Origin of the sequence: Allosphingosinicella sp. (genome assembly GCF_036387215.1) — a bacterium.
Lineage (GTDB): Bacteria > Pseudomonadota > Alphaproteobacteria > Sphingomonadales > Sphingomonadaceae > Allosphingosinicella.
Window position 1 is genome coordinate 1 of the sequence record NZ_DASVUE010000034.1, and the last position, 18,162, is coordinate 18,162.

The 18,162-nt window shown below is 65.1% G+C and carries 27 protein-coding genes, 1 other RNA gene and 1 pseudogene; 20 read left to right on the forward strand and 9 right to left on the reverse strand.

Features of this window, described 5'->3' with window-relative positions:
* The 5 genes from VF662_RS01510 to VF662_RS01530 all read left to right on the forward strand — a co-directional run.
* On the forward strand, positions 1 to 524 hold a 524-nt coding region (locus VF662_RS01510), incomplete at its 5' end, for a radical SAM protein (protein ID WP_464136880.1).
* Positions 521 to 1,459, forward strand: coding sequence for a signal recognition particle-docking protein FtsY (ftsY, locus tag VF662_RS01515; protein ID WP_464136883.1), 939 nt, complete (start codon positions 521 to 523; stop codon positions 1,457 to 1,459). The genes VF662_RS01510 and ftsY, both read left to right, overlap by 4 nt.
* Positions 1,456 to 2,079 carry a septation protein A gene (locus VF662_RS01520; RefSeq protein ID WP_464136886.1) on the forward strand — a complete coding sequence of 208 codons (624 nt, stop codon included), beginning with the start codon at positions 1,456 to 1,458 and terminating at the stop codon, positions 2,077 to 2,079. The genes ftsY and VF662_RS01520 overlap by 4 nt, the downstream gene beginning before the upstream one ends.
* A 4-nt stretch (positions 2,080 to 2,083) precedes the next feature.
* Complete coding sequence (locus tag VF662_RS01525) at positions 2,084 to 3,016, forward strand: ABC transporter ATP-binding protein (RefSeq protein WP_464136887.1); 933 nt, start codon at positions 2,084 to 2,086, stop codon at positions 3,014 to 3,016.
* The gene (locus VF662_RS01530) at positions 3,013 to 3,789 is read left to right on the forward strand and encodes an ABC transporter permease (RefSeq protein WP_464136889.1); all 777 of its coding nucleotides are present in this window, start codon (positions 3,013 to 3,015) and stop codon (positions 3,787 to 3,789) included. Before VF662_RS01525 ends, VF662_RS01530 begins: the two co-directional genes overlap by 4 nt.
* 3 nt (positions 3,790 to 3,792) lie before the next feature.
* On the opposite strand, the gene VF662_RS01535 is transcribed toward VF662_RS01530, so the two are convergent.
* The gene (locus tag VF662_RS01535) at positions 3,793 to 4,425 is read right to left on the reverse strand and encodes a superoxide dismutase (protein ID WP_464136892.1); all 633 of its coding nucleotides are present in this window, start codon (positions 4,423 to 4,425) and stop codon (positions 3,793 to 3,795) included.
* A 57-nt stretch (positions 4,426 to 4,482) separates the two neighbouring features.
* A complete protein-coding gene (gene pspF / locus VF662_RS01540; protein ID WP_464136894.1) occupies positions 4,483 to 5,532 on the reverse strand; it encodes a phage shock protein operon transcriptional activator in 1,050 nt (349 codons plus the stop codon).
* Between the two features lie 183 nt (positions 5,533 to 5,715).
* Between pspF and VF662_RS01545 the strand changes: the two genes are divergently transcribed.
* From VF662_RS01545 to VF662_RS01585, 9 genes are all read left to right on the forward strand, one after another.
* A complete protein-coding gene (locus tag VF662_RS01545) occupies positions 5,716 to 5,874 on the forward strand; it encodes a hypothetical protein (protein WP_464136896.1) in 159 nt (52 codons plus the stop codon).
* Positions 5,875 to 6,005: 131 nt separating this feature from the next.
* On the forward strand, positions 6,006 to 6,680 hold the full coding sequence (gene pspA / locus VF662_RS01550; RefSeq protein ID WP_464136899.1) for a phage shock protein PspA: 675 nt from the start codon (positions 6,006 to 6,008) through the stop codon (positions 6,678 to 6,680).
* A 4-nt stretch (positions 6,681 to 6,684) separates the two neighbouring features.
* On the forward strand, positions 6,685 to 6,969 hold the full coding sequence (pspB, locus tag VF662_RS01555; protein ID WP_464136902.1) for an envelope stress response membrane protein PspB: 285 nt from the start codon (positions 6,685 to 6,687) through the stop codon (positions 6,967 to 6,969).
* Positions 6,966 to 7,352 (forward strand): envelope stress response membrane protein PspC, encoded by a 387-nt coding sequence (pspC, locus tag VF662_RS01560; protein ID WP_464136904.1) that lies wholly within the window; start codon positions 6,966 to 6,968, stop codon positions 7,350 to 7,352. The genes pspB and pspC overlap by 4 nt, the downstream gene beginning before the upstream one ends.
* A 39-nt stretch (positions 7,353 to 7,391) precedes the next feature.
* Positions 7,392 to 7,706 (forward strand): hypothetical protein, encoded by a 315-nt coding sequence (locus VF662_RS01565; RefSeq protein WP_464136907.1) that lies wholly within the window; start codon positions 7,392 to 7,394, stop codon positions 7,704 to 7,706.
* 37 nt (positions 7,707 to 7,743) lie between these two features.
* A complete protein-coding gene (locus VF662_RS01570) occupies positions 7,744 to 8,001 on the forward strand; it encodes a hypothetical protein (RefSeq protein WP_464136908.1) in 258 nt (85 codons plus the stop codon).
* 13 nt (positions 8,002 to 8,014) lie between these two features.
* Complete coding sequence (locus VF662_RS01575) at positions 8,015 to 8,236, forward strand: hypothetical protein (RefSeq protein ID WP_464136910.1); 222 nt, start codon at positions 8,015 to 8,017, stop codon at positions 8,234 to 8,236.
* Positions 8,237 to 8,283: 47 nt separating this feature from the next.
* Positions 8,284 to 8,700, forward strand: a complete 417-nt coding sequence (locus VF662_RS01580) for a SufE family protein (RefSeq protein WP_464136913.1) — start codon at positions 8,284 to 8,286, stop codon at positions 8,698 to 8,700.
* The gene (locus VF662_RS01585) at positions 8,697 to 9,149 is read left to right on the forward strand and encodes a PaaI family thioesterase (RefSeq protein WP_464136915.1); all 453 of its coding nucleotides are present in this window, start codon (positions 8,697 to 8,699) and stop codon (positions 9,147 to 9,149) included. Before VF662_RS01580 ends, VF662_RS01585 begins: the two co-directional genes overlap by 4 nt.
* A gap of 4 nt (positions 9,150 to 9,153) precedes the next feature.
* Here the strand turns inward: VF662_RS01585 and VF662_RS01590 are convergent, their stop codons facing one another.
* Positions 9,154 to 9,690, reverse strand: coding sequence for a J domain-containing protein (locus tag VF662_RS01590; protein WP_464136917.1), 537 nt, complete (start codon positions 9,688 to 9,690; stop codon positions 9,154 to 9,156).
* 124 nt (positions 9,691 to 9,814) lie between these two features.
* Here VF662_RS01590 and VF662_RS01595 point away from each other — a divergent pair, with 124 nt between their 5' ends.
* From VF662_RS01595 to VF662_RS01605, 3 genes are read left to right on the forward strand one after another with little or no spacing between them, the layout of a single operon-like run.
* Complete coding sequence (locus VF662_RS01595; protein ID WP_464136918.1) at positions 9,815 to 10,180, forward strand: hypothetical protein; 366 nt, start codon at positions 9,815 to 9,817, stop codon at positions 10,178 to 10,180.
* 28 nt (positions 10,181 to 10,208) lie between these two features.
* The gene (locus tag VF662_RS01600; protein WP_464136920.1) at positions 10,209 to 10,727 is read left to right on the forward strand and encodes an RNA polymerase sigma factor; all 519 of its coding nucleotides are present in this window, start codon (positions 10,209 to 10,211) and stop codon (positions 10,725 to 10,727) included.
* Entirely contained in the window at positions 10,720 to 11,043 is a 324-nt protein-coding gene (locus tag VF662_RS01605; protein ID WP_464136922.1) for a hypothetical protein, read from the forward strand. The genes VF662_RS01600 and VF662_RS01605 overlap by 8 nt, the downstream gene beginning before the upstream one ends.
* Here the strand turns inward: VF662_RS01605 and rnpB are convergent.
* The 3 genes from rnpB to VF662_RS01620 all read right to left on the reverse strand — a co-directional run bounded on the left by rnpB (position 11,043) and on the right by VF662_RS01620 (position 12,827).
* Positions 11,043 to 11,435: RNase P RNA component class A (rnpB, locus tag VF662_RS01610), an RNA gene on the reverse strand. The two genes, VF662_RS01605 and rnpB, sit on opposite strands and share 1 nt — an antisense overlap.
* 10 nt (positions 11,436 to 11,445) lie before the next feature.
* Positions 11,446 to 12,138: an N-acetylmuramoyl-L-alanine amidase gene (locus VF662_RS01615; RefSeq protein WP_464136924.1), complete on the reverse strand. Its 693-nt coding sequence runs from the start codon at positions 12,136 to 12,138 to the stop codon at positions 11,446 to 11,448.
* Between the two features lie 53 nt (positions 12,139 to 12,191).
* The gene (locus tag VF662_RS01620; RefSeq protein ID WP_464136927.1) at positions 12,192 to 12,827 is read right to left on the reverse strand and encodes a histidine phosphotransferase family protein; all 636 of its coding nucleotides are present in this window, start codon (positions 12,825 to 12,827) and stop codon (positions 12,192 to 12,194) included.
* A 151-nt stretch (positions 12,828 to 12,978) separates the two neighbouring features.
* Between VF662_RS01620 and VF662_RS01625 the strand changes: the two genes are divergently transcribed.
* The 3 genes and pseudogenes from VF662_RS01625 to mtgA all read left to right on the forward strand — a co-directional run.
* Positions 12,979 to 13,932 carry an RluA family pseudouridine synthase gene (locus tag VF662_RS01625; protein ID WP_464136930.1) on the forward strand — a complete coding sequence of 318 codons (954 nt, stop codon included), beginning with the start codon at positions 12,979 to 12,981 and terminating at the stop codon, positions 13,930 to 13,932.
* Between the two features lie 58 nt (positions 13,933 to 13,990).
* Positions 13,991 to 14,896 carry an RNA polymerase sigma factor RpoH gene (gene rpoH / locus VF662_RS01630; protein ID WP_464136932.1) on the forward strand — a complete coding sequence of 302 codons (906 nt, stop codon included), beginning with the start codon at positions 13,991 to 13,993 and terminating at the stop codon, positions 14,894 to 14,896.
* 28 nt (positions 14,897 to 14,924) lie between these two features.
* Positions 14,925 to 15,647 (forward strand): annotated as a pseudogene (mtgA, locus tag VF662_RS01635) (monofunctional biosynthetic peptidoglycan transglycosylase); the annotation flags it as partial.
* 219 nt (positions 15,648 to 15,866) lie between these two features.
* Here mtgA and VF662_RS01640 read toward each other — a convergent pair.
* The 3 genes from VF662_RS01640 to dnaX all read right to left on the reverse strand — a co-directional run.
* A complete protein-coding gene (locus VF662_RS01640; protein ID WP_464136934.1) occupies positions 15,867 to 16,463 on the reverse strand; it encodes a methyltransferase family protein in 597 nt (198 codons plus the stop codon).
* A 2-nt stretch (positions 16,464 to 16,465) separates the two neighbouring features.
* On the reverse strand, positions 16,466 to 16,789 hold the full coding sequence (locus tag VF662_RS01645) for a YbaB/EbfC family nucleoid-associated protein (RefSeq protein ID WP_464136937.1): 324 nt from the start codon (positions 16,787 to 16,789) through the stop codon (positions 16,466 to 16,468).
* Between the two features lie 4 nt (positions 16,790 to 16,793).
* A partial coding sequence (dnaX, locus tag VF662_RS01650; protein WP_464136941.1) for a DNA polymerase III subunit gamma/tau occupies positions 16,794 to 18,162 on the reverse strand: 1,369 nt, incomplete at its 5' end.

The following is an 18,162-nucleotide window of genomic DNA, read 5'->3' on the forward strand; positions in this document are numbered from 1 at the left end:
GCTTCATGCCGCACCTCCATATGAGCTTCCAGGCTGGCGACGACATGATCCTGAAGCGCATGAAGCGCCGCCACAGCCGCGCGCAGGCGGTGGAGACGGTAGCCCGGCTGAAGGCGAAACGGCCGGAGATCGCCATCGGCGCGGACCTCATCGCCGGTTTTCCCACTGAGACGGAAAAAATGGCCGAGAACAGCCTCAGGCTGATCGATGACTGCGACATCGTGATGGGGCATATCTTCCCTTATTCGCCCAAGCAGGGCACCCCAGCGGCGCGCATGCCGCAGGTGCTTGCGGAGGCGATCAAGGCGCGGGCGCAGCGGCTCCGGGAGGCGACAGCTCGGCGCAAGGCGGCGTGGCTGGACGAAATGGTGGGGACGCGGCAGCGCGTACTGGTCGAAAGGGGCGGCACGGGCCATTCCGAGAATTTCGCGCCGGTGCGGGTGAAGGGGCATGAGGTCGGTAAGGTGGTGGAGGTGACGATCACGGACATCGACGGCGGGATGCTGATCGGAGAAGCGGCTTGAGCGAGACTCCCTGGCTCGACCGGCTCCGCGGCGGCTTTCAGAAGACCTCCGAGCGGCTCGGCGAGAACCTCACCGGGCTCTTCACCAAGGCTGCGCTCGATGCCCAGACGCTGGACGAGATCGAGGAAGCGCTGATCGCCTCGGACCTCGGCCCTTCGGCCGCCGCGAGGGTGCGGGATCGCCTGGCGGCGGAGCGCTTCGAGCGCGGCCTGTCGGAAGCGGGCGTGAAGCTGGTCGTCGCCGACGAACTGTCGAAGATCCTCGCACCGGTCGCGGTGCCGCTCGAGATCGATGCATTCCCGCGGCCGCAGGTGATCCTGGTCGTCGGCGTCAACGGCTCCGGCAAGACCACCACCATCGCCAAGCTCGCGCACCTGTTCCTGGAGCAGGATTATTCGGTGCTGCTCGCCGCCGGCGACACATTCAGGGCCGCGGCGATCGGACAGCTCAGGATCTGGGCCGAGCGGATCGGCGTGCCGATCATAACCGGCCCGGAGGGCGGCGATGCCTCGGCGATCGTGTTCGACGGGTTGAAGAAAGCCACCGCCGAGGGCATCGACGTGCTGATCGTCGATACCGCCGGGCGGCTCCAGAACAAGACGGGCCTGATGGACGAGCTCGCCAAGATCCGGCGCGTGCTGGGACGATTGAATCCGGCCGCTCCGCACGATGTCGTGCTCGTGCTCGACGCGACGACGGGGCAGAACGCATTAAACCAGATCGAAGTGTTCAGGGAGGTGGCCGGCGTGACGGGGCTCGTCATGACCAAGCTCGACGGCACCGCGCGGGGCGGCGTGCTCGTGGCGGCCGCCCAGCAATATGGCATCCCCATCCACGCGATCGGCGTGGGCGAAGGCATGGACGATCTGCGCCCATTCGACCCCGAAGAAGCAGGGCAGGCGATCGCCGGCGCCACCGACGAGGAATTGCAGTGACAGACAGCGAACAAAGGAAAGCGTCGACGGGCGCGAAGCTGGCGATCGATCTGGGGCCGCTCCTGGTCTTCTTCCTCGTCAACGGCTTCGCTCCCGTGCCGGACGTGCTCAAGATCTTCTACGCGACCGGTGCCTTTATGGCGGCGATGATCGTGGCGATGGTGATCTCGCAGATCCGCTACCGCCATATCTCGCCGATGCTGCTCTTCTCCGGCGTGATGGTGATGGTGCTGGGCGGCATCACCCTCTGGCTCCACAACGAGACCTTCATCAAGCTGAAGCCCACCATCTACTATCTCGTGGCGGCAGGGCTCCTGACCTTCGGAGTGGTGACGCGCCGCAACCTCCTCGAGACGGTGCTCGGCTCAGCCTATCCCGGCCTTTCCGAGCGCGGCTGGCAGCTGCTGACGCGCAACTGGATCCTGTTCTTCGTCGCGATGGCGGCCATGAATGAAGCGGTCTGGCGAAACTCGAGCACCGATTTCTGGGTCGGCTTCAAGCTCTGGGGCGCCCTCCCCGCCACCTTTGTCTTCGCACTCGCCAATGTGCCGATGCTGATGCGGCACGGCATGCAGCTCGAGAAAGGATCGGAGGAACCGCCCGTTCCTCCGACGCAGTAAAGCCATGCAGCCGGTCATCTCCATCGCGGGCCTCACCAAAACCTATGCTTCCGGGCATCAGGCGCTGAAGGCTGTCGACCTGGACATCCAGAAGGGCGAGATCTTTGCCTTGCTCGGCCCGAACGGTGCGGGAAAGACGACGCTCATCAGCATCGTCTGCGGCCTCGTGACGCCGAGTTCCGGAACCGTGCAGGTCGCTGGCCATGACATCCTGGGCGACTACCGTCAGGCGCGGACGCTGATCGGTTTGGTGCCGCAGGAGCTCAATACCGATGCATTCGAGGCGGTGTGGGACACCGTCGCCTTCAGCCGCGGCCTGTTCGGACGCCCGAAGAACCCGGCCTTCATCGAAAAGGTGCTGAAGGACCTCTCGCTGTGGGATAAGCGCCATACGAAGATCAAGGAGCTGTCCGGCGGCATGAAGCGCCGCGTGATGATCGCCAAGGCGCTCGCGCACGAACCGGAGGTGCTGTTCCTCGACGAACCCACCGCAGGCGTCGACGTCGAGCTTCGCCGCGACATGTGGGCGCTCGTTCGCCAGCTTCGCGAGAGCGGCGTCACCGTCATCCTCACCACCCATTATATCGAGGAAGCCGAGGAGATGGCCGACCGCATCGGCGTCATCTCCAAGGGCGAGCTGATCCTGGTGGAGGAGAAGACCCGGCTGATGGAGAAGCTCGGCAAGAAGCAGCTGACGCTGAACCTCTCTGAGCCGATGTCCGCGATTCCGCCCGAGCTCGCCGAATGGGATCTGGCGCTGAAGGCCGACGGCAACGAACTCGAATATGTCTTTGACGGGAAAGCGGAACGCACCGGCATCCCGTCGCTTCTGCGCCGCCTTAGCGATCTCGGCATCGCCTTCAAGGATCTCAACACGCGGCAGAGTTCGCTGGAGGACATCTTCGTGAGCCTCGTCACCGAAAGGAAGGGCGGATGAGCGTCTCCGCATTCAACGCCCGCGGCGTCTGGGCGATCTACAAGTTCGAGATGCACCGGTTCAAGCGGACGCTCTGGACAGGCCTTGCAGTGCCGGTGATCACGACCTCGCTTTATTTCGTCGTGTTCGGCTCCGCGATCGGCTCGCGGATGACCGCGATAGATGGCGTCAGTTACGGCGCGTTCATCGTGCCCGGTCTCATGATGCTCTCGCTCTTCACGGAAAGCATCTTCAACGCATCGTTTGGCATCCACATGCCCCGCTTCACCGGCACGATCTACGAGCTGCTGTCGGCGCCCTTATCCGCGTTCGAAACCGTGCTCGGCTATGTCGGCGCGGCCGCCACGAAATCCACGATCGTCGCCTTGGTGATCCTCGCGACTGCCCACCTGTTCGTGGACATCCGCATTCTGCACCCGATCTTCATGATCGCCTTCCTGCTGCTGATCGCGGCCACATTCTGCCTGTTCGGCTTCATCGTCGGCATCTGGGCAAAGGGGTTCGAGCAGCTGCAGGTGATCCCGCTCCTGATCGTCACCCCCCTCACGTTCCTCGGAGGGTCCTTCTATTCGATCGACATGCTGCCCGAGCCGTGGCGGACGATCACCCTCTTCAACCCGATCGTCTATCTGATCAACGGCTTCCGCTGGACCTTCTACGGCACGGCCGACGTGGCGGTGGGAACGAGCCTCGCCGCCACTTTGGCCTTCTTCTTCATCTGCCTCGGCGTGGTCGCCTGGATCTTCAGGACCGGCTACCGCCTCAAGAGTTGAGGCTCAGGCGAGCTCGGCGACCGCCGACTGCCCGACCCCCTCGTAGCGCTCCGCCACCTTCTCCCAATCGACCACGTCCCACCAGGCGTTGAGGTAGTCGGCGCGGCGATTGTTGTACTTCAGATAGTAAGCGTGCTCCCAAACGTCGTTGCCCAGGATCGGCGTTCCCTTCACCGGCGCATCGTCCATCAGGGGATTGTCCTGGTTCGGCGTCGCGACGATCGAGAGCTGTCCGTCGTGATCGGCCACGAGCCATACCCAGCCGGAGCCGAACTGGCCGACGCCCGCCTCGTTGAATTTCTTCTTTAACGCGTCCAGCGAGCCGAAGGCGTCGTCGATCACCTCGGCGAGCCGGCCAACCGGCGCACTTCCGCCGGGTTTCATCGTCTCCCAGAAGAAGCTGTGGTTCCAGTGCCCGCCGCCATTGTTGCGGACCTTCTTGGGCTGGGAGGAGATGCTCGCGAGGATTTCCTCGAGGGTCTTCCCCTCCAACGACGGATCCTCGCTTACCCCCTCGTTCAGTTTGTCCACATAGGCCTGATGGTGCTTGCTGTGATGCAGCTGCATCGTCTGCGCATCGATCGTCGGCTCAAGCGCATCATAGGCGTAGGGCAAGGGGGGGAGCGTGAACGCCATGGGGGAGTCCTCCTGTTGGTTGACCCTCAGGTAGGCAGCTGGCGGGCTAATTAAAGCCTATTTCGCCTCCGCAGGCGCAAGTATCTCGTGCCGCTTCAGCGCGTGGCGGAGCTGGTCGTAGCTGAGCTGGAGCGCGGCGGCAGCGGCGCGCTGGTTCCAGCGGCACTTTTCGAGCGCAGTCGAAAGGATCGCCTTCTCATATTCCGCGATGGCGAGCCGGAAATCGGCACAGCTGGACGGATCGTAGGCGCTGACCGGGCCCGTGGGCATGGGAGTGGAGATCGTCACCGTCGGCTCCGCCTCCCGCTTGTTCTCGTTGGCGGCAGCGGGGCGCCAGGGCGATTCGAACGGATCGAATTGGATCGCGTCGATCGGCCGCTCCTGATCCTCCCAGCGGTAGACCGCGCGCTCGACGACGTTCCGAAGCTCGCGGACGTTGCCGGGCCAGTCGTAGGCGAGCAGCTTCGCCGACGCGGACGCGCTGAAGCCGGGCCACTTGTCCCATTCGAGTTCGAGCGCCATCCGCCGGGCGAAGTGATCGGCAAGGACCGGAATGTCGCTGATCCGGTGGCGGAGCGGCGGCAGCGTCACCACCTCGAAACAGAGCCGGTCGAGAAGATCGGCACGGAAACGATTTTCTTCGACGAGCTTCGGGAGATGCTCGTTGGTCGCAGCGACGATGCGCACGTCGACCTGCACGGGCTTAGAGGCGCCGATGCGGGTGACTTCCCCATATTCCACGGCCCTCAGCAGCCGCTCCTGTGCGCCCTGCGAGAGGGTCGCCAACTCGTCGAGGAACAGGGTGCCGCCGTCCGCCTCCTCGAACCGCCCGACACGCGCCTTGGTGGCGCCGGTAAAGGCGCCCGCCTCATGGCCGAACAGCTCGGCTTCGATCAGAGTTTCCGGAAGGGCGGCGCAGTTCATGGTGACGAGCGGCTGATCCCACCGCGGCGACAGCCGGTGGAGGCGCTCGGCGACCAATTCCTTGCCGGTTCCGCGTTCGCCGATCACAAGCACCGGACGGTCGAGCGCAGCGGCGCGGCTCGCCCTCTCGACAGCGTCGAGGAAGGACGAGGATTGGCCGACCAGCTGGGTGTTTCGCTCCATTCCCAAAGCTTGGTGTAATTTCCCACGGCTTGGCAAGTCCAATCTGGAACGACAGCCGCTTCCCTGCCGCTTTTCGGCAGAAATCCGGGCTTCCGGAGACTTGGCACGGCTCTTGTAGATGACGAGGCATACCGCCGGGGGGACTGGCGGAAATTGGAAAAAGCCAGGTTCAGGAGACAAGACATGTTCAACAATGATTTCTCTCGCGTCGCCCTCTCGATGCTGGGCGCTCTCGTTTTCACCTTCACCGCGGTCGGCGCCGCGGTCGGGCCGGCCCGGCTGGTCGAAACCACTCCCGTGGTTTATGCCGGTACTGCCTCGAACGCAGCGGTGGCGGCCTAATGGCCGAGACGGTTCTGGTCGGGCGGGATGAGCTCTTCAAAATAGCTCCACCCCGCGCGCCCCGGCCGTCGCGGCCGGCTCCTCCGCCCCGCCCCTCGCGGCCGACACGACCGAAAGTGGAGTTCTATTTGATGAGCATCTTCTCCCGCACCAGGGACATCATCGCCGCCAACATGACGGATCTTCTCGATAAGGCTGAGGATCCGGCCAAGATGATCCGGATGATCATCATGGAGATGGAGGAGACGCTTGTTGAGGTCCGCGCGTCCGCTGCCCGCACGATTGCGGACCAGAAGGAGATGCGCCGGCAGATCTCGAAGCTCGAGAAGATCCAGGAGGGCTGGACCGAGAAGGCGGAGCTGGCGCTGTCGAAGGGCCGCGAGGATTTGGCGAAGGCCGCTCTTGTCGAGAAGCGGAAGGCCGGCGACATGGCCGAGCAGCTCGGTGTCGAGATCCAGGTTCTGGACGATGCGCTTCGTGCGTCGGAGGCTGACATCGCCAAGCTTCAGGGCCGGCTTCGGGAGGCGCGGACGCGGCAGAACGCGATCGCCGCACGGATGGAGAGCGCCCACAACCGCACCAGGCTCCGCGAGATGTATGCGGGTCCGAAGGTCAGCGAGGCCTTTTCCCGCTTCGACGTTCTCGAGCGCCGCGCCGATTATGCCGAGGGCGAAGCCGATGCGCTGTCGCTCGGAGCACCGCCCAAGTCGCTTGAGGAGGAGATCGCGGAGCTCAGGAACGAGGAAGCCGTCGATGCCGAGCTCCAGGCGCTGAAGGCGCGGCTCAACTCAGAGAAGGAGGGCTGAGGCCGTGGAAGAAATCCTGATCCCGATCATCGTCGTCCCGATCATCTTCCTGGGGCTTCCGTGGCTCATCTTCCACTACATCACCAAGTGGAAAAGCGCCGCCACCATCACCGGAGAGGACGAGAAACTGCTCGACGAGCTGCACGAACTGGCGAGGCGCCTCGATGACCGCATGGTGACCATCGAGCGCATCATGGCAGCCGAAAATCCCGGCTGGCGCCAGCTGGCGCAGGATCCGGCCGGCCTCAGCCTCGAAGACTCCAGTTCCATCCGGAGGATCAGCAAATGACCGAGATTCCACGTCGCACGAAGTTCTACCTCGACAAGCAGAACAAGAAGTGGATGGGCGTCTGCGCCGGCATTGCCGACTATACCGGCATCGATGTCACCGTCGTCCGCATCGGGATGGTGATCGGCACCATCCTCGGATCGGGCGCGCTCATCCTCGTCTATATCGCCGCGGGACTGATCGCCCCCCCGAAGCCGCTGGAACTGCGCGAGCAGGCGCCGGACGACGCCAAATTCTGGCAAGGCGTCCGGGCGTCCCCGAAGCGGACCATCCGCGACGTCCGGTCGAAATTCCGCGATCTCGACCGACGGTTGGCTGACGTCGAGACCTATGTGACGAGCTCCAACGCCAGCCTCTCGCGCGAGATCGAACAGCTGCGCTGAGCAGCGGCGGCAAAGACAAGACGAACAGGGAGATATTGAATGGACATTTCGTTCGGGGAGCTTGCTCCGCTCATCGGCATCCTGGGGGTACTCGCGATCGGCGGCTGGATTCTCACCACGTGGCTCAGGATCAAGCACGGTTATCCGCTCGACGGAGCCTGGGGCCAGGCAATCTATCCGAAGACCGGCGACGAAGCGCTGGAGCGGATCAAGCTTCTGAGCTCCGAGAATGCACAGCTCCGCGCCGAACTCGGCTCGGTCAAGGACCGGCTGGCCAACGTCGAGCGGATTGTCACCGACGACAGCCACCGCCTGACCCAGGAAATCGAGAGCCTGCGCCTTCCGCGCAACTGACCGAAGGCCCGATCGGGCGGAACACGGGGAGAATGGAATGATGAACGGCGGTCAATTGATGGTGGTGCTCATCGTCGCGATGGTAATGCTCGCGAGCATCATCAAGTCCAAGCACGGATCCCGCTCGAGGCGCCGGGGTGGCCAGCCTGACGGCGAGGCGATCGAGAGCGCGGAAACGGTGCGGCTTCGGGACGAAGTGAAGATGCTGAAGGAGCGGCTGGCGGTGCTCGAGCGCATCACGGTCGAGAAAGAGAACAGCCTGGAACGTGAGATCGAGCGGCTTCGGGACAAATAGGGGAAAGAGGGAAATGAACGATCCGACCATGATCATGATGGCTGCCTCGGCCGCTCTGGTCGGCATCGGTATCGCCAGCGCGGCTACCCTCCGCGCTTGGAGCGGCTGGCTGGAATTGAAGCGGCTGGAGCTTGATTTCGGGCCCAGCCGCCGCGGCGGCGCCAAGCCGGAAGTGGCGGAGCTGAAGGAGCGGGTGCGCAAGCTCGAGGCGATCGCGAGCGGTATCGAAATCTGATCGCGGCGGAGGTGACGAAGCCGCCGGCGCCGACTATCTGAGCCTGGATGACCGCCTTCGCCTCACTTGACGACGTCCATGCCGATTACGAATTGCTGGAGCCGGACGACCGCTACCGGCTGCTGATCGATCTGGGGCGGGCGCTGGAGCCGATGCCCGACGCACTCAAGACCGACGCGACCCTCGTCCGCGGCTGCTCGGCGTCGGTGTGGGTCTACCCCACGGTCCGCGACGACGGCAGGCTCCACTTCCTCGCCGACAGCAACGCCGCCATCACCAAGGGCATCATCGCGCTCGTGCTGCTGGCAGTGCAGGACCGCACGCCCGAGCAGATCCTCGCGGCCGACATCGATACGGCCTTGGCGCCGTTCGAACTTGGAAAGCAGCTGAGCTCCAACCGCACCCAGGGCATCCCCAACATGATCGAGCTGATCCGCCAGACCGCCGAGCGGCTGCGCGGGTGAGCGATCTTCCACCGCTCAGCGAAAGCGCAGGTTTCGATCCGAAGCTCTTCACCGCCTATGCGCGCCAGGTCGGCCATGGCGGCGCACTGGGGATCCTCTACGTGGATCACGGCGCGGACTGGGTGGAGCTTGGTCTCGATTACCAGGAGAAGCTGATCGGCGTCGCCTCCAGCGGGGTGATCGCCTCGGGGCCGATCATCAGCCTGATGGACATGGCCACGAGCATGGCCATCTGGGTGAAGCTCGACCGCTTCCGGCACCAGGCGACGCTCGACATGCGGGTCGATTATCTGCGGCCGGCGACACCCGGCAAGCGCATCATCGGCCGCGGCGAATGCTATGCCACGACGAACAGCGTCGGCTTCGTGCGCGGGCTCGCCCATGACGGCGATGCCGCCGACCCGGTGGCGCATGTGACCGCCACCTTCATGTTCACCAAGAGCTGGTGAGAGCTCAGGGCGAGAGCGAGCTTCGCCGCTCCTCAGCCTTGCGAAGGACCTCATACGCCGCCTGAATGCCCTGGAACCGAGCGGCCGCCTCGGCGTCGCCCTGGTTGGTGTCGGGGTGGTTCACTTTGGCGAGCCTCCGGTATGCGGACTTGATGTCCTCGAACGAGGCGTCGCTTTCCACCTCGAGCACGTCGAGGGCGCGCATCTCGTCGCGGCTTCGGCTGCCGTCGCCGGGGCCGCCCCAGCTATAATGATTGGATTGCCTGAACCCGCCCGCATCGCGGCGCTCGCCGGCCTCGCGTTCGGCGGCGTCCTCCGCTGACAGCCCTTCGAAATAATTCCAGTTCTTGTTGTATTCGGCGGCGTGACGCTCGCAAAAATACCAGCGCTCCGGCCCGTTCGGAGTCTTGGGCGCGGGCCGATCTCCCGGTTCGGTGCAGCCGTCGCGGTCGCAGAGCCGCACCTGCTTCGCGTCGCGCGTGCTGCCGTAGCCCCGCCAGCGCGGAAATCCCCAGTCGTTCGAACGCGTCTGCCTTGCCATCGGCCTTATCTAGTCGGCGGGAGCGGACGGCGCACGTCGCAAGTCGAAAAAATTTCTCCCTGCCTCATCCAGCCGACGGCGCAGCGGCGTCTTTAGGGGGTAATCTGATCGAAGGAGAGTTGAGATGGGGCAGGACGTATTGATTTTCGCAGTGCTGACCACGGGTGCGGTGCTTATCGTCGCGCATCTGGCACGGCTTTACCGGACGAGCGTGCAGCACCGGACGATCCGCGAGGCGATCAGCCGGGACAATGCGTCCGTTCCTGCCCTGCTTGCCGGCATCGAGGAGCCGCAGCCTGGAACCGGCAACGACGACCGGACGGGCTTCGTCCTGGTCGCTCTCGCGCTGGCCCTGTTCGGCTTCGGGCTGATCCAGGGGGACGCGGACGACATCCGCAACCTGTCCGGCGCAGCCCTCTTCCCACTGTTCGTCGGAGTGGCGCTCCTCATCCGCTTCTGGCTGGTGCGGCGCTGGGAGAATCAAGGTTGAGCGGCCGATCCTGATAGGCGCAGGCGCAATGGAGGAGACCGGACGAGCGCGGCAGGCGGCGGCGGGTGACGCTGCCGCCTTTGCCGCGCTCGTGCGCATGCACGAGGCGAAGGTCAGGCGCTTCCTCAACCGCCTGACCCGAGGCGACGGCGCGGACGACCTGGCGCAAGAGGTCTTCGTCAAGGCCTGGAGCATGCGGGCCTCGTGGCGAGAGGAAGGAAGCTATGGCGCGTGGCTGATGCGGATCGCCTGGACGAGCTTCCTCTCCGCCCGTCGAGCCGACACGAGACGGATGGAGCGGGACTTCCATACCCTTGAAAGCTCCACCCCAGGCGCCGAATTTGCTCCGGAGGCAGCGCTGGACGTCGACCGCGCCCTCGCCTCGCTCGACGAGCGGGAACGGGCGGCAGCTATGCTGTGCTTCGCGGAAGGCTATTCGCACGGCGAAGCGGCCCGGATCATGGACTTGCCGCTCGGCACCTTGAAGAGCATCGTCGCCCGGGCCCGCGCACGACTCGTTCAGTCACTGGAGAGTTCAAATGAGTGAAGACGAAGCGATCGATGCACGGCTCGGGGCGCTGCTTCGGGGGGCGGAGCGGAGCCCGGACGAAACTTTCGTCTCGCGGGTGGAACGTGCCCTCGCAGCCGAGCGGAGAATGGAGGCGCAACGCCGCGCCGCCTGGCGCCGCTTTGCAGGCGAAGCCGCAGCCAGCGTCGCCGTCGCCGCGGCCTTCGTGCTGCTCGGACGTACGGGGCCGGTGCCGGACGAGCTCGAGCTGATCGCTTCGAGCCCGCTGCCCGCTGCCGGGCTGCTGCTCATCCTTTGGATGGTCGTCGCCTTCCGCCCGGCGACGGCAAGGTAAATGCCAGAGGGTCTATAAGCCGGGTTCTGTCCACCCCCTTTCGGGGGCTGTGCAGCCATTCCTCTAGGAGAGGGATTGCTCCCTCCCTCAAGCAACCAACCCGGGCGACTGGGCCGGAACAGACCCTGGAGCAATAAGCCCCGCGCCGCCCCTATTCGGTCTTGCTCCCGGTGGGGTTTGCCGTGCCGTTCCCGTTGCCGGGCCCGCGGTGCGCTCTTACCGCACCCTTTCGACCTTACCGGCCCTAAGGCCGGCGGTATCCTTTCTGTGGCACTTTCCCTGACCCCGGATCAGGTCCAGGGCCGCCGGGTGTTACCCGGCACCGTCGTTCCGTGGAGCCCGGACTTTCCTCGCCCCGGCAAAAGCCGAGCCGCGGCTGCCCGACCCTCTGGCGCGGCCTCTCTAGTCTTCGCCCTGCGGTTTGGGAAGCAGAAGCGCGAGCAGGATGCAGCGGAGCTCGGCGTCGATCTCCCCGTCGATCAGCTCGGGGCGGAAGCGGCGCTGGAAGGCGACGATCGCGGCCATCGGATCCGTGACGTCGTAGCCGAACCGCTCGAGCGCGAGCAGGAAGCCGCCCTTGGTCCAATTGGGGTCCATGAGGTTCTTGGTCGGCCGCGGAAGCGCGAGCCGGAGCCGCGCAAGCTTGCCCCAGGGGAAAAGCTCGCCCGGATCCTGCTTGCGCCGAGGGGCGATGTCGGAATGGCCGACCACGTTGCCGCGCGTAATCCCGTAGCGCTCCTTGATATCCGCTACGAGCGGGATCAAAGCGTCGATCTGCTCGTCGGGGAACGGCGGGTAGCCGAGCTCATGGCCCGGATTGACGATCTCTATGCCGATGCTTGCCGAGTTCACCTTCTGATTGCCGCGCCAGGAGGATTCGCCGGCATGCCAGGCCCTTTTCTCCTCCGGCACCATCCGCAATATCTGCCCGTCCTCCGCAACGAGATAATGGCAGGAGACCTGCGCCTCCGGATCGCGCAACCGGTCGATCGCGGAAGCGGCATCCTTCATGCCCGTATAATGGAGGACGATCATCGACACTGGCTGGTCGCGCTCGTCGAAATTGGGCGAGGGGCAGTCGATGATATTGTCCATGCGTCAATATCGGCTCGAAAAAGAGGAGCGCGTCAAGCCCGGCGGAAGAAGCGCTAACGCGGCAGGGAGGCGCCGATGAGGAGCATACCCTCCTCCTGGTCCATCACCTGCACCTGGCCGCCGCCCTCGGTGACGAGGCAATGCACCAGCCAGGCGGCCGCGGCGCGGGGAGCGATCGAATCCTCGGAGCTTTGGCCGATGAGGACGCTCTTGAGCTCAGGATCGAGCACGATCCGGGTGCCCTCCGCTCGGATCACGATGTCGAGGCCGCCGTCATGCTTCTCGGCGCCGACGTCGAGCCGGCCGCCGCGAACGAGCGCGTCGCCGGTGATGAGGACGAGGTTGAGGAGGATCTTCAGAGCCGACTTGCTCATCGTCGGATCATCGACCATCCAGCCGAGCTGGATCCGGCCCTCGCCTCCGAACAGCCCCTCGATCGCCACCCGCGCCTCGCGCGTATCGACCTCGTCGGCGAAACCGCCGGCAGCGCCGAAAGCGAGACGGAAGAATTTGAGCTTGTTCGCGGAAGCGCGGGCGCTTTCGCCGAGCAGCTCGAGGCAGCGGGCGCGCATCTCGGGGTCGTGTTCGTCCGCGAGGAGCTCGATGCCGTTGTTGAGTGCGCCGACGGGGCTCAGCAGATCATGGCACAGACGCGAACACAGAAGGCTCGCGAATTCGTAGGATTTCATGCCTTTACTGCCCCTGTCGATGCTATTTTCTAGGCTGCCTCCGCCCTATTGGCGCTTGCCGCTGAAGGTTGCAAGGCGGCCGTGGCGGCGGAGAGCCGGGAGCGGCGGAAAAGCTTGAAAATCCGCGCTTCATCACCACATGGGAGACCGGATGGACAGGGGGGTGTCGATCATCACTGCAACGGTCGCTGCCGAGGCTTCGGGCTGGCGGCTCGATCGTGCTTTGGCGGCGGCCCTCCCCACCCTGTCCCGCGAGCGCGTCAAGGCGCTGATCAGCAGCGGCGAAGTGCGGAACGAGGCCGGCGCCCAGGTGCGCGACCCTTCGTCCAAGGCCAAGCCCGGTGATTATGAGGTGCGGATCCCCGCCCCTGCCCCGGCCCATAACGAGCCGCAGGACATCGCACTCGAGATCGTCTTCGAGGACGAACACCTGCTGGTGGTGGACAAGCCGGCGGGGATGGTCGTCCATCCTGCCGCCGGCAACCTCGACGGTACCCTCGTGAACGCTCTGCTGCACCATTGCGCCGGCCGGCTGTCGGGCATCGGCGGAGTTGCGAGACCTGGGATCGTCCATCGCATCGACAAGGACACCTCCGGGCTGCTGGTGGTCGCCAAGACCGACGTCGCCCATGAAGGGCTGGCGGCGCAATTCGCGAGGCACAGCATCGAGCGGCGCTATCTGGCAATCGTCGCAGGGGTTCCGAACCCCGCCAGCGGCAGCGTCGATGCGCCGCTCGCCCGATCTTCCGCCAACCGGCAGAAGATGGCGATCGTCGCCGAAGGCCGTGGGAAGCGCGCAGTGACGCATTTTCGCCTGCTTCAGCCGCTAAGAGAGGCGGCAATGGTGGAATGCAGGCTGGAGACGGGGCGGACGCACCAGGTCCGCGTCCATATGACTTCGATCGGGCACCCGCTGTTGGGCGACCCGGCCTACGGGCGAACTAAAATCGCTCACAGAGAGTTGCTCAATCAATTGGACTTCAAACGCCAGGCGCTGCACGCTGCCGCACTTGGCTTCACCCATCCGGTGACGAGGGAGTCCTTGTCGTTCGAAAGCGCCCTTCCGTCGGATATGCAGGAACTGTTCAGGGCGCTTACGGTATAGCAATCAACGCTGCGGCAAGACCTTCAATGGTGCGCCCGCGAAGGGAGAATGAACGATCATGGCTGGCGGTAATAAGGTCCCGACGATCCCCGCTGCGAGCGGCGAAGCGGGGCTCAATCGCTATCTCTCGGAGATCAAGAAGTTTCCGATCCTCTCGCCCGAAGAGGAATATATGCTGGCCAAGCGCTGGACCGAGCATCAGGACACTGATGCCGCAGCCAAGCTGGTCAACTCGCACCTGCGCCTCGTCGCCAAGATCGCCATGGGCTATCGCGGCTACGGGTTGCCGGTCGCGGAGCTCATTTCCGAAGGCAATATCGGCCTCATGCAGGGCGTGAAGAAGTTCGAGCCGGAAAGGGGCTTCCGCCTCGCCACCTATGCGATGTGGTGGATCCGCGCCTCGATCCAGGAATTCATCCTGCGCTCGTGGAGCCTCGTGAAGATGGGCACCACGGCCGCGCAGAAGAAGTTGTTCTTCAACCTTCGCCGGATGAAGAACCAGATCGAAGCGTTTGAGGACGGGGACCTGAAGCCGGAGGACGTGACCAAGATCGCGACCGACCTCGGCGTCTCCGAGGACGAGGTGATCTCGATGAACCGCCGGATGGCGATGGGCGGGGATACTTCGCTCAATGTGCCGCTCCGCGAGGAAGGCGAAGGCCAGTGGCAGGATTGGCTGGTCGACACCGATCCGCTGCAGGACGAGCGCGTCGCCGAGGCCGAGGAGACGAAGGTCCGCCACGAGCTTCTGGTGGAGGCGATGGAAAGCCTCAACGACCGCGAGAAGCACATCCTGACCGAGCGGCGCCTGTCGGACGATCCGAAGACCCTGGAGGAGCTCTCCCAGGTCTACGACGTCAGCCGCGAGCGCATCCGCCAGATCGAGGTCCGCGCCTTCGAGAAGCTCCAGAAGTCGCTGATGAGCCTCGCCGGCGAACGGCGGCTGCTGACGGCGGCTGGATAAGGTCGGAAGGCTCGGCTAGTCCGCCGCAATGGCGACGGCAGCAAGATCGAAGCGCAAAGCTCCGAAGCGCGGGTGGTTCGGTCGGATCGTCGGCTGGATCATCCGCGCTTTTCTTTTGTTCCTGCTCGTGAGCGTGCTCTGGGTGCTGCTCTACCGCTTCGTGCCGCCGCCGGTCACGTTCACGATGCTCGGAGACGTGATGAGCGGGCGGAGCATCACCCGGGACTGGATGCCTCTCTCCGAGATCGACGACGACATGGAGCGGGCGGCGATCGCGGCGGAGGATTCGAAATTCTGCTCCCATTACGGCTTTGACCAGGACGCGATCGCCGCGGCGATGCGGCGGAATGCCGAGGGACGCGGAGTGATCCGCGGCGGCTCCACGATCAGCCAGCAGACGGCGAAGAACGCGTTCCTGTGGCAGGGCGGCGGCTATTTCCGGAAGGGCCTCGAAGCTTGGTTCACTTTGCTGATCGAGACGATGTGGCCGAAGCAAAGGATCATGGAGGTCTACCTCAACGTCGCCGAGACGGGGATAGCCACTTACGGCGTCAACGCGGGCGCCCAGCGCTATTTCCGCAAGGACGCATCGAACCTCAGCCGGACCGAGGCGGCGCGGATCGCGGCGGTGCTGCCGCTGCCCAAGAAGCGCGACGCGATCACCCCCGGCGGCTTCACGCGGCGCTATGGCAATTCGATCGCGGCGCGGATCCGGGTGGTGGCTCGCGACGGGCTCGACGCCTGCCTGCGGGGCCAGGGCGGTCGTGTCGCCGCCGAGGAGCCGGTAGTGATCACGCCGGTGCGGAAGAAGGGCCAGACGAAGACAGCGCCGGCTCCGCGGCCGGAGCGGGCGGAGGATTATATCCAGGCTCCTGACATCGGGACGCCGGTTCCCGCCGAGGCCCCGCCGCCGGAGCAGGCCGCTCCCGAACCTGCCGAGCCCGAGCCCATGGACAACGGGCAGTAAGAGCTACCAGACGAACGGCACCAGCGCCCAGCGGGCGCGGCGGTAGCGGGCGAAATCCTCGCGGAAGTGGGCGGCAAGGCTCGCCTCCTCGATCCTGATCCGCCAGATGAAGCCGATCAGCGGCAGAAGCACGATCGAGGCCAGCGACAGCCAGTTCCCGAACGCCAGCCCGATCCCGGCGAGAGTAAGCATGCCGCCGGTATAGGCCGGGTTGCTCATGTGCCGGTAAGGGCCTGCCTCAACGAGCTTGTGGTCCTCCTGGGTGGTGACCGTCACCCGGAAGTAGCGGCCGAGGGTGCGGACCGCCCAGATGCGCAGCACGATACCCGCCCAGATGAAGACGAGCCCCGCCGCGACGAGCAACTGGGGCGGTGAGGCGATCCTGGCGGCGCCAAATCGGACGCATTGGAAGGCGCCGAAGATGCCTGCGGTGATCGCCACGGAAATCCAGACCATGCTTCCGCGGTCGTCGCGCCGACCCTCGACCCGCCGGCGGTCGCGGGACCAGATGGCGATTTCGATCGCCACCCAGGCCCCGAAGCTCAGCCAGAACAGATGCCGCCAGAACGGCAGTTCGGCAAAGGCAGGACCGGCATGCATCCTTAAAAGGGCATCTTGAAGCCGGGCGGGAGGGGCAGGCCGCTGGTGATCTTCTGCATCTCGGCGCTTGCCGCCTGATCGGCCTTGGCGCGGGCGTCGTTGATCGCGGCGGCGACGAGATCCTCGACCATCTGCTTCTCGGACGGCTGCAGGAGGCTCTCGTCGATGGCGACGTTGATGATCCGGCCCTTGGCGCTTGCGCGGATGCGGACGAGGCCGCCGCCCGAGACGCCCTCCACCTCGACATTGTCGAGATTGTCGGTGGCCTTCTGAAGCTCCGCCTGGGCGTTCTGCGCCATTTTCATGATTTCGTCGAAATCGGGCATTGGATCATGCGCTCCGTTGTTCGTTGATGCTGTGGTTGACGAGCTCGGCGTCGGGAAAGGCTTCCAACGCGGCTTTGACGATCGGGGTTTCAAGCACAGACTGGCGGAGCTGCTCGGCCTGGTTCTGCTCTTGCTCGAGGAGGGTCGGTTCCGACGGCTGATCGGAGGAGACGATCTGCCAGGTGGCGCCGGTGAGGCTCTTCAGCGCCGCGCCGAGATCGCGCGGAAGATCGCCTGAAAGCGGCTTCACCGGGCGGATCACAAGCTCGGGCGGTGCGTAGCGGACGAGGCCGACATAATCGTGGAGCTGCTGGGCAAGGTGCGGCTTGCCGTTGGAAGCAAGCAGATCGACCAGGGCCGCATAAGTGGCCGGGGCCTTCAGCATCGCACCTTGAGAGGCGGCAGCGGGAGCCGGTTGAGGAGCGGCGGCGACCGCTTCGCCGCTCATCAATTTCTCCATCAGCGCGCCGGGATCCGGCAGCTCCGAGGCATGAATGACGCGGAGCAGCGCCATTTCGGCGGCTTCGAGCGGCATTGCGGCGCTGTTCACTTCCGACAAGCCCTTGAGCAGAAGCTGCCACAGGCGGTGGACGGTGCCGTAGCCGAGGCGGCTCGCCCAATCGGCATAGGCTTCCCGCTCCTCGACCGACTGGGCGGGATCGCTGCCGCCGCCGACCTTGGCGCGGGTGATACCGTGGACGCTTTCAAGAAGGCCGCGGATCAGCGCTGCAGGCTCGACGCCGAGATCATACTGGTCCTTCACGGCGGCAAGCGCCGCCTGCGCGTCGCCGGCGAGCAGGTGCGCGAGCAGCTGCCGGGTGGCGCCGCGATCGGAGAGGCCCAGCATCTGGCGGACCTGATCCGCGGTCACTCCGCCGCCCGAACCGTGCGCGATCGCCTGATCGAGGATCGAGAGGCCGTCGCGAGCCGAGCCTTCGGCGGCGCGGGCGATGAGCGCAAGCGCCTCGGCCTCCACCTCCACCCCCTCCTTCTCGCAGACGGCGGCGAAATGGGCGCCGAGTTGCTCGGCGGAGATCCGGCGAAGGTCGAAGCGCTGGCAGCGGGACAGCACCGTCACCGGCACCTTGTTCACCTCGGTGGTGGCGAACAGGAACTTCACATGCGCCGGCGGTTCCTCGAGCGTCTTCAGAAGCGCGTTGAACGCGTTCTTCGACAGCATGTGGACTTCGTCGATGATGTACACCTTGTACCGCGCCGACACGGCCGCGTAGCGCACGGCCTCGATGATCTCGCGAACATCGTCCACGCCGGTGTGACTGGCGGCGTCCATTTCGACGACGTCGATATGCCGCCCCTCGGCAATGGCCACACAAGGTTCACACCTATTGCACGGGGAGATGGTGGGGCCGCCC

Excerpts from the sequence above, each read along its gene's own strand:
- VF662_RS01525 (WP_464136887.1), top strand. The coding sequence starts at position 2,084 with ATGCAGCCGGTCATCTCCATCGCGGGCCTCACCAAAACCTATGCTTCC.
- VF662_RS01530 (WP_464136889.1), top strand. The coding sequence starts at position 3,013 with ATGAGCGTCTCCGCATTCAACGCCCGCGGCGTCTGGGCGATCTACAAG.
- VF662_RS01535 (WP_464136892.1), bottom strand. The coding sequence starts at position 4,425 with ATGGCGTTCACGCTCCCCCCCTTGCCCTACGCCTATGATGCGCTTGAG.
- pspF (WP_464136894.1), bottom strand. The coding sequence starts at position 5,532 with ATGGAGCGAAACACCCAGCTGGTCGGCCAATCCTCGTCCTTCCTCGAC.
- VF662_RS01545 (WP_464136896.1), top strand. The coding sequence starts at position 5,716 with ATGTTCAACAATGATTTCTCTCGCGTCGCCCTCTCGATGCTGGGCGCT.
- pspA (WP_464136899.1), top strand. The coding sequence starts at position 6,006 with ATGAGCATCTTCTCCCGCACCAGGGACATCATCGCCGCCAACATGACG.
- pspC (WP_464136904.1), top strand. The coding sequence starts at position 6,966 with ATGACCGAGATTCCACGTCGCACGAAGTTCTACCTCGACAAGCAGAAC.
- VF662_RS01565 (WP_464136907.1), top strand. The coding sequence starts at position 7,392 with ATGGACATTTCGTTCGGGGAGCTTGCTCCGCTCATCGGCATCCTGGGG.
- VF662_RS01570 (WP_464136908.1), top strand. The coding sequence starts at position 7,744 with ATGATGAACGGCGGTCAATTGATGGTGGTGCTCATCGTCGCGATGGTA.
- VF662_RS01575 (WP_464136910.1), top strand. The coding sequence starts at position 8,015 with ATGAACGATCCGACCATGATCATGATGGCTGCCTCGGCCGCTCTGGTC.
- VF662_RS01580 (WP_464136913.1), top strand. The coding sequence starts at position 8,284 with ATGACCGCCTTCGCCTCACTTGACGACGTCCATGCCGATTACGAATTG.
- VF662_RS01590 (WP_464136917.1), bottom strand. The coding sequence starts at position 9,690 with ATGGCAAGGCAGACGCGTTCGAACGACTGGGGATTTCCGCGCTGGCGG.
- VF662_RS01595 (WP_464136918.1), top strand. The coding sequence starts at position 9,815 with ATGGGGCAGGACGTATTGATTTTCGCAGTGCTGACCACGGGTGCGGTG.
- VF662_RS01600 (WP_464136920.1), top strand. The coding sequence starts at position 10,209 with ATGGAGGAGACCGGACGAGCGCGGCAGGCGGCGGCGGGTGACGCTGCC.
- VF662_RS01605 (WP_464136922.1), top strand. The coding sequence starts at position 10,720 with ATGAGTGAAGACGAAGCGATCGATGCACGGCTCGGGGCGCTGCTTCGG.
- VF662_RS01615 (WP_464136924.1), bottom strand. The coding sequence starts at position 12,138 with ATGGACAATATCATCGACTGCCCCTCGCCCAATTTCGACGAGCGCGAC.
- VF662_RS01620 (WP_464136927.1), bottom strand. The coding sequence starts at position 12,827 with ATGAAATCCTACGAATTCGCGAGCCTTCTGTGTTCGCGTCTGTGCCAT.
- VF662_RS01625 (WP_464136930.1), top strand. The coding sequence starts at position 12,979 with ATGGACAGGGGGGTGTCGATCATCACTGCAACGGTCGCTGCCGAGGCT.
- rpoH (WP_464136932.1), top strand. The coding sequence starts at position 13,991 with ATGGCTGGCGGTAATAAGGTCCCGACGATCCCCGCTGCGAGCGGCGAA.
- VF662_RS01640 (WP_464136934.1), bottom strand. The coding sequence starts at position 16,463 with ATGCATGCCGGTCCTGCCTTTGCCGAACTGCCGTTCTGGCGGCATCTG.
- VF662_RS01645 (WP_464136937.1), bottom strand. The coding sequence starts at position 16,789 with ATGCCCGATTTCGACGAAATCATGAAAATGGCGCAGAACGCCCAGGCG.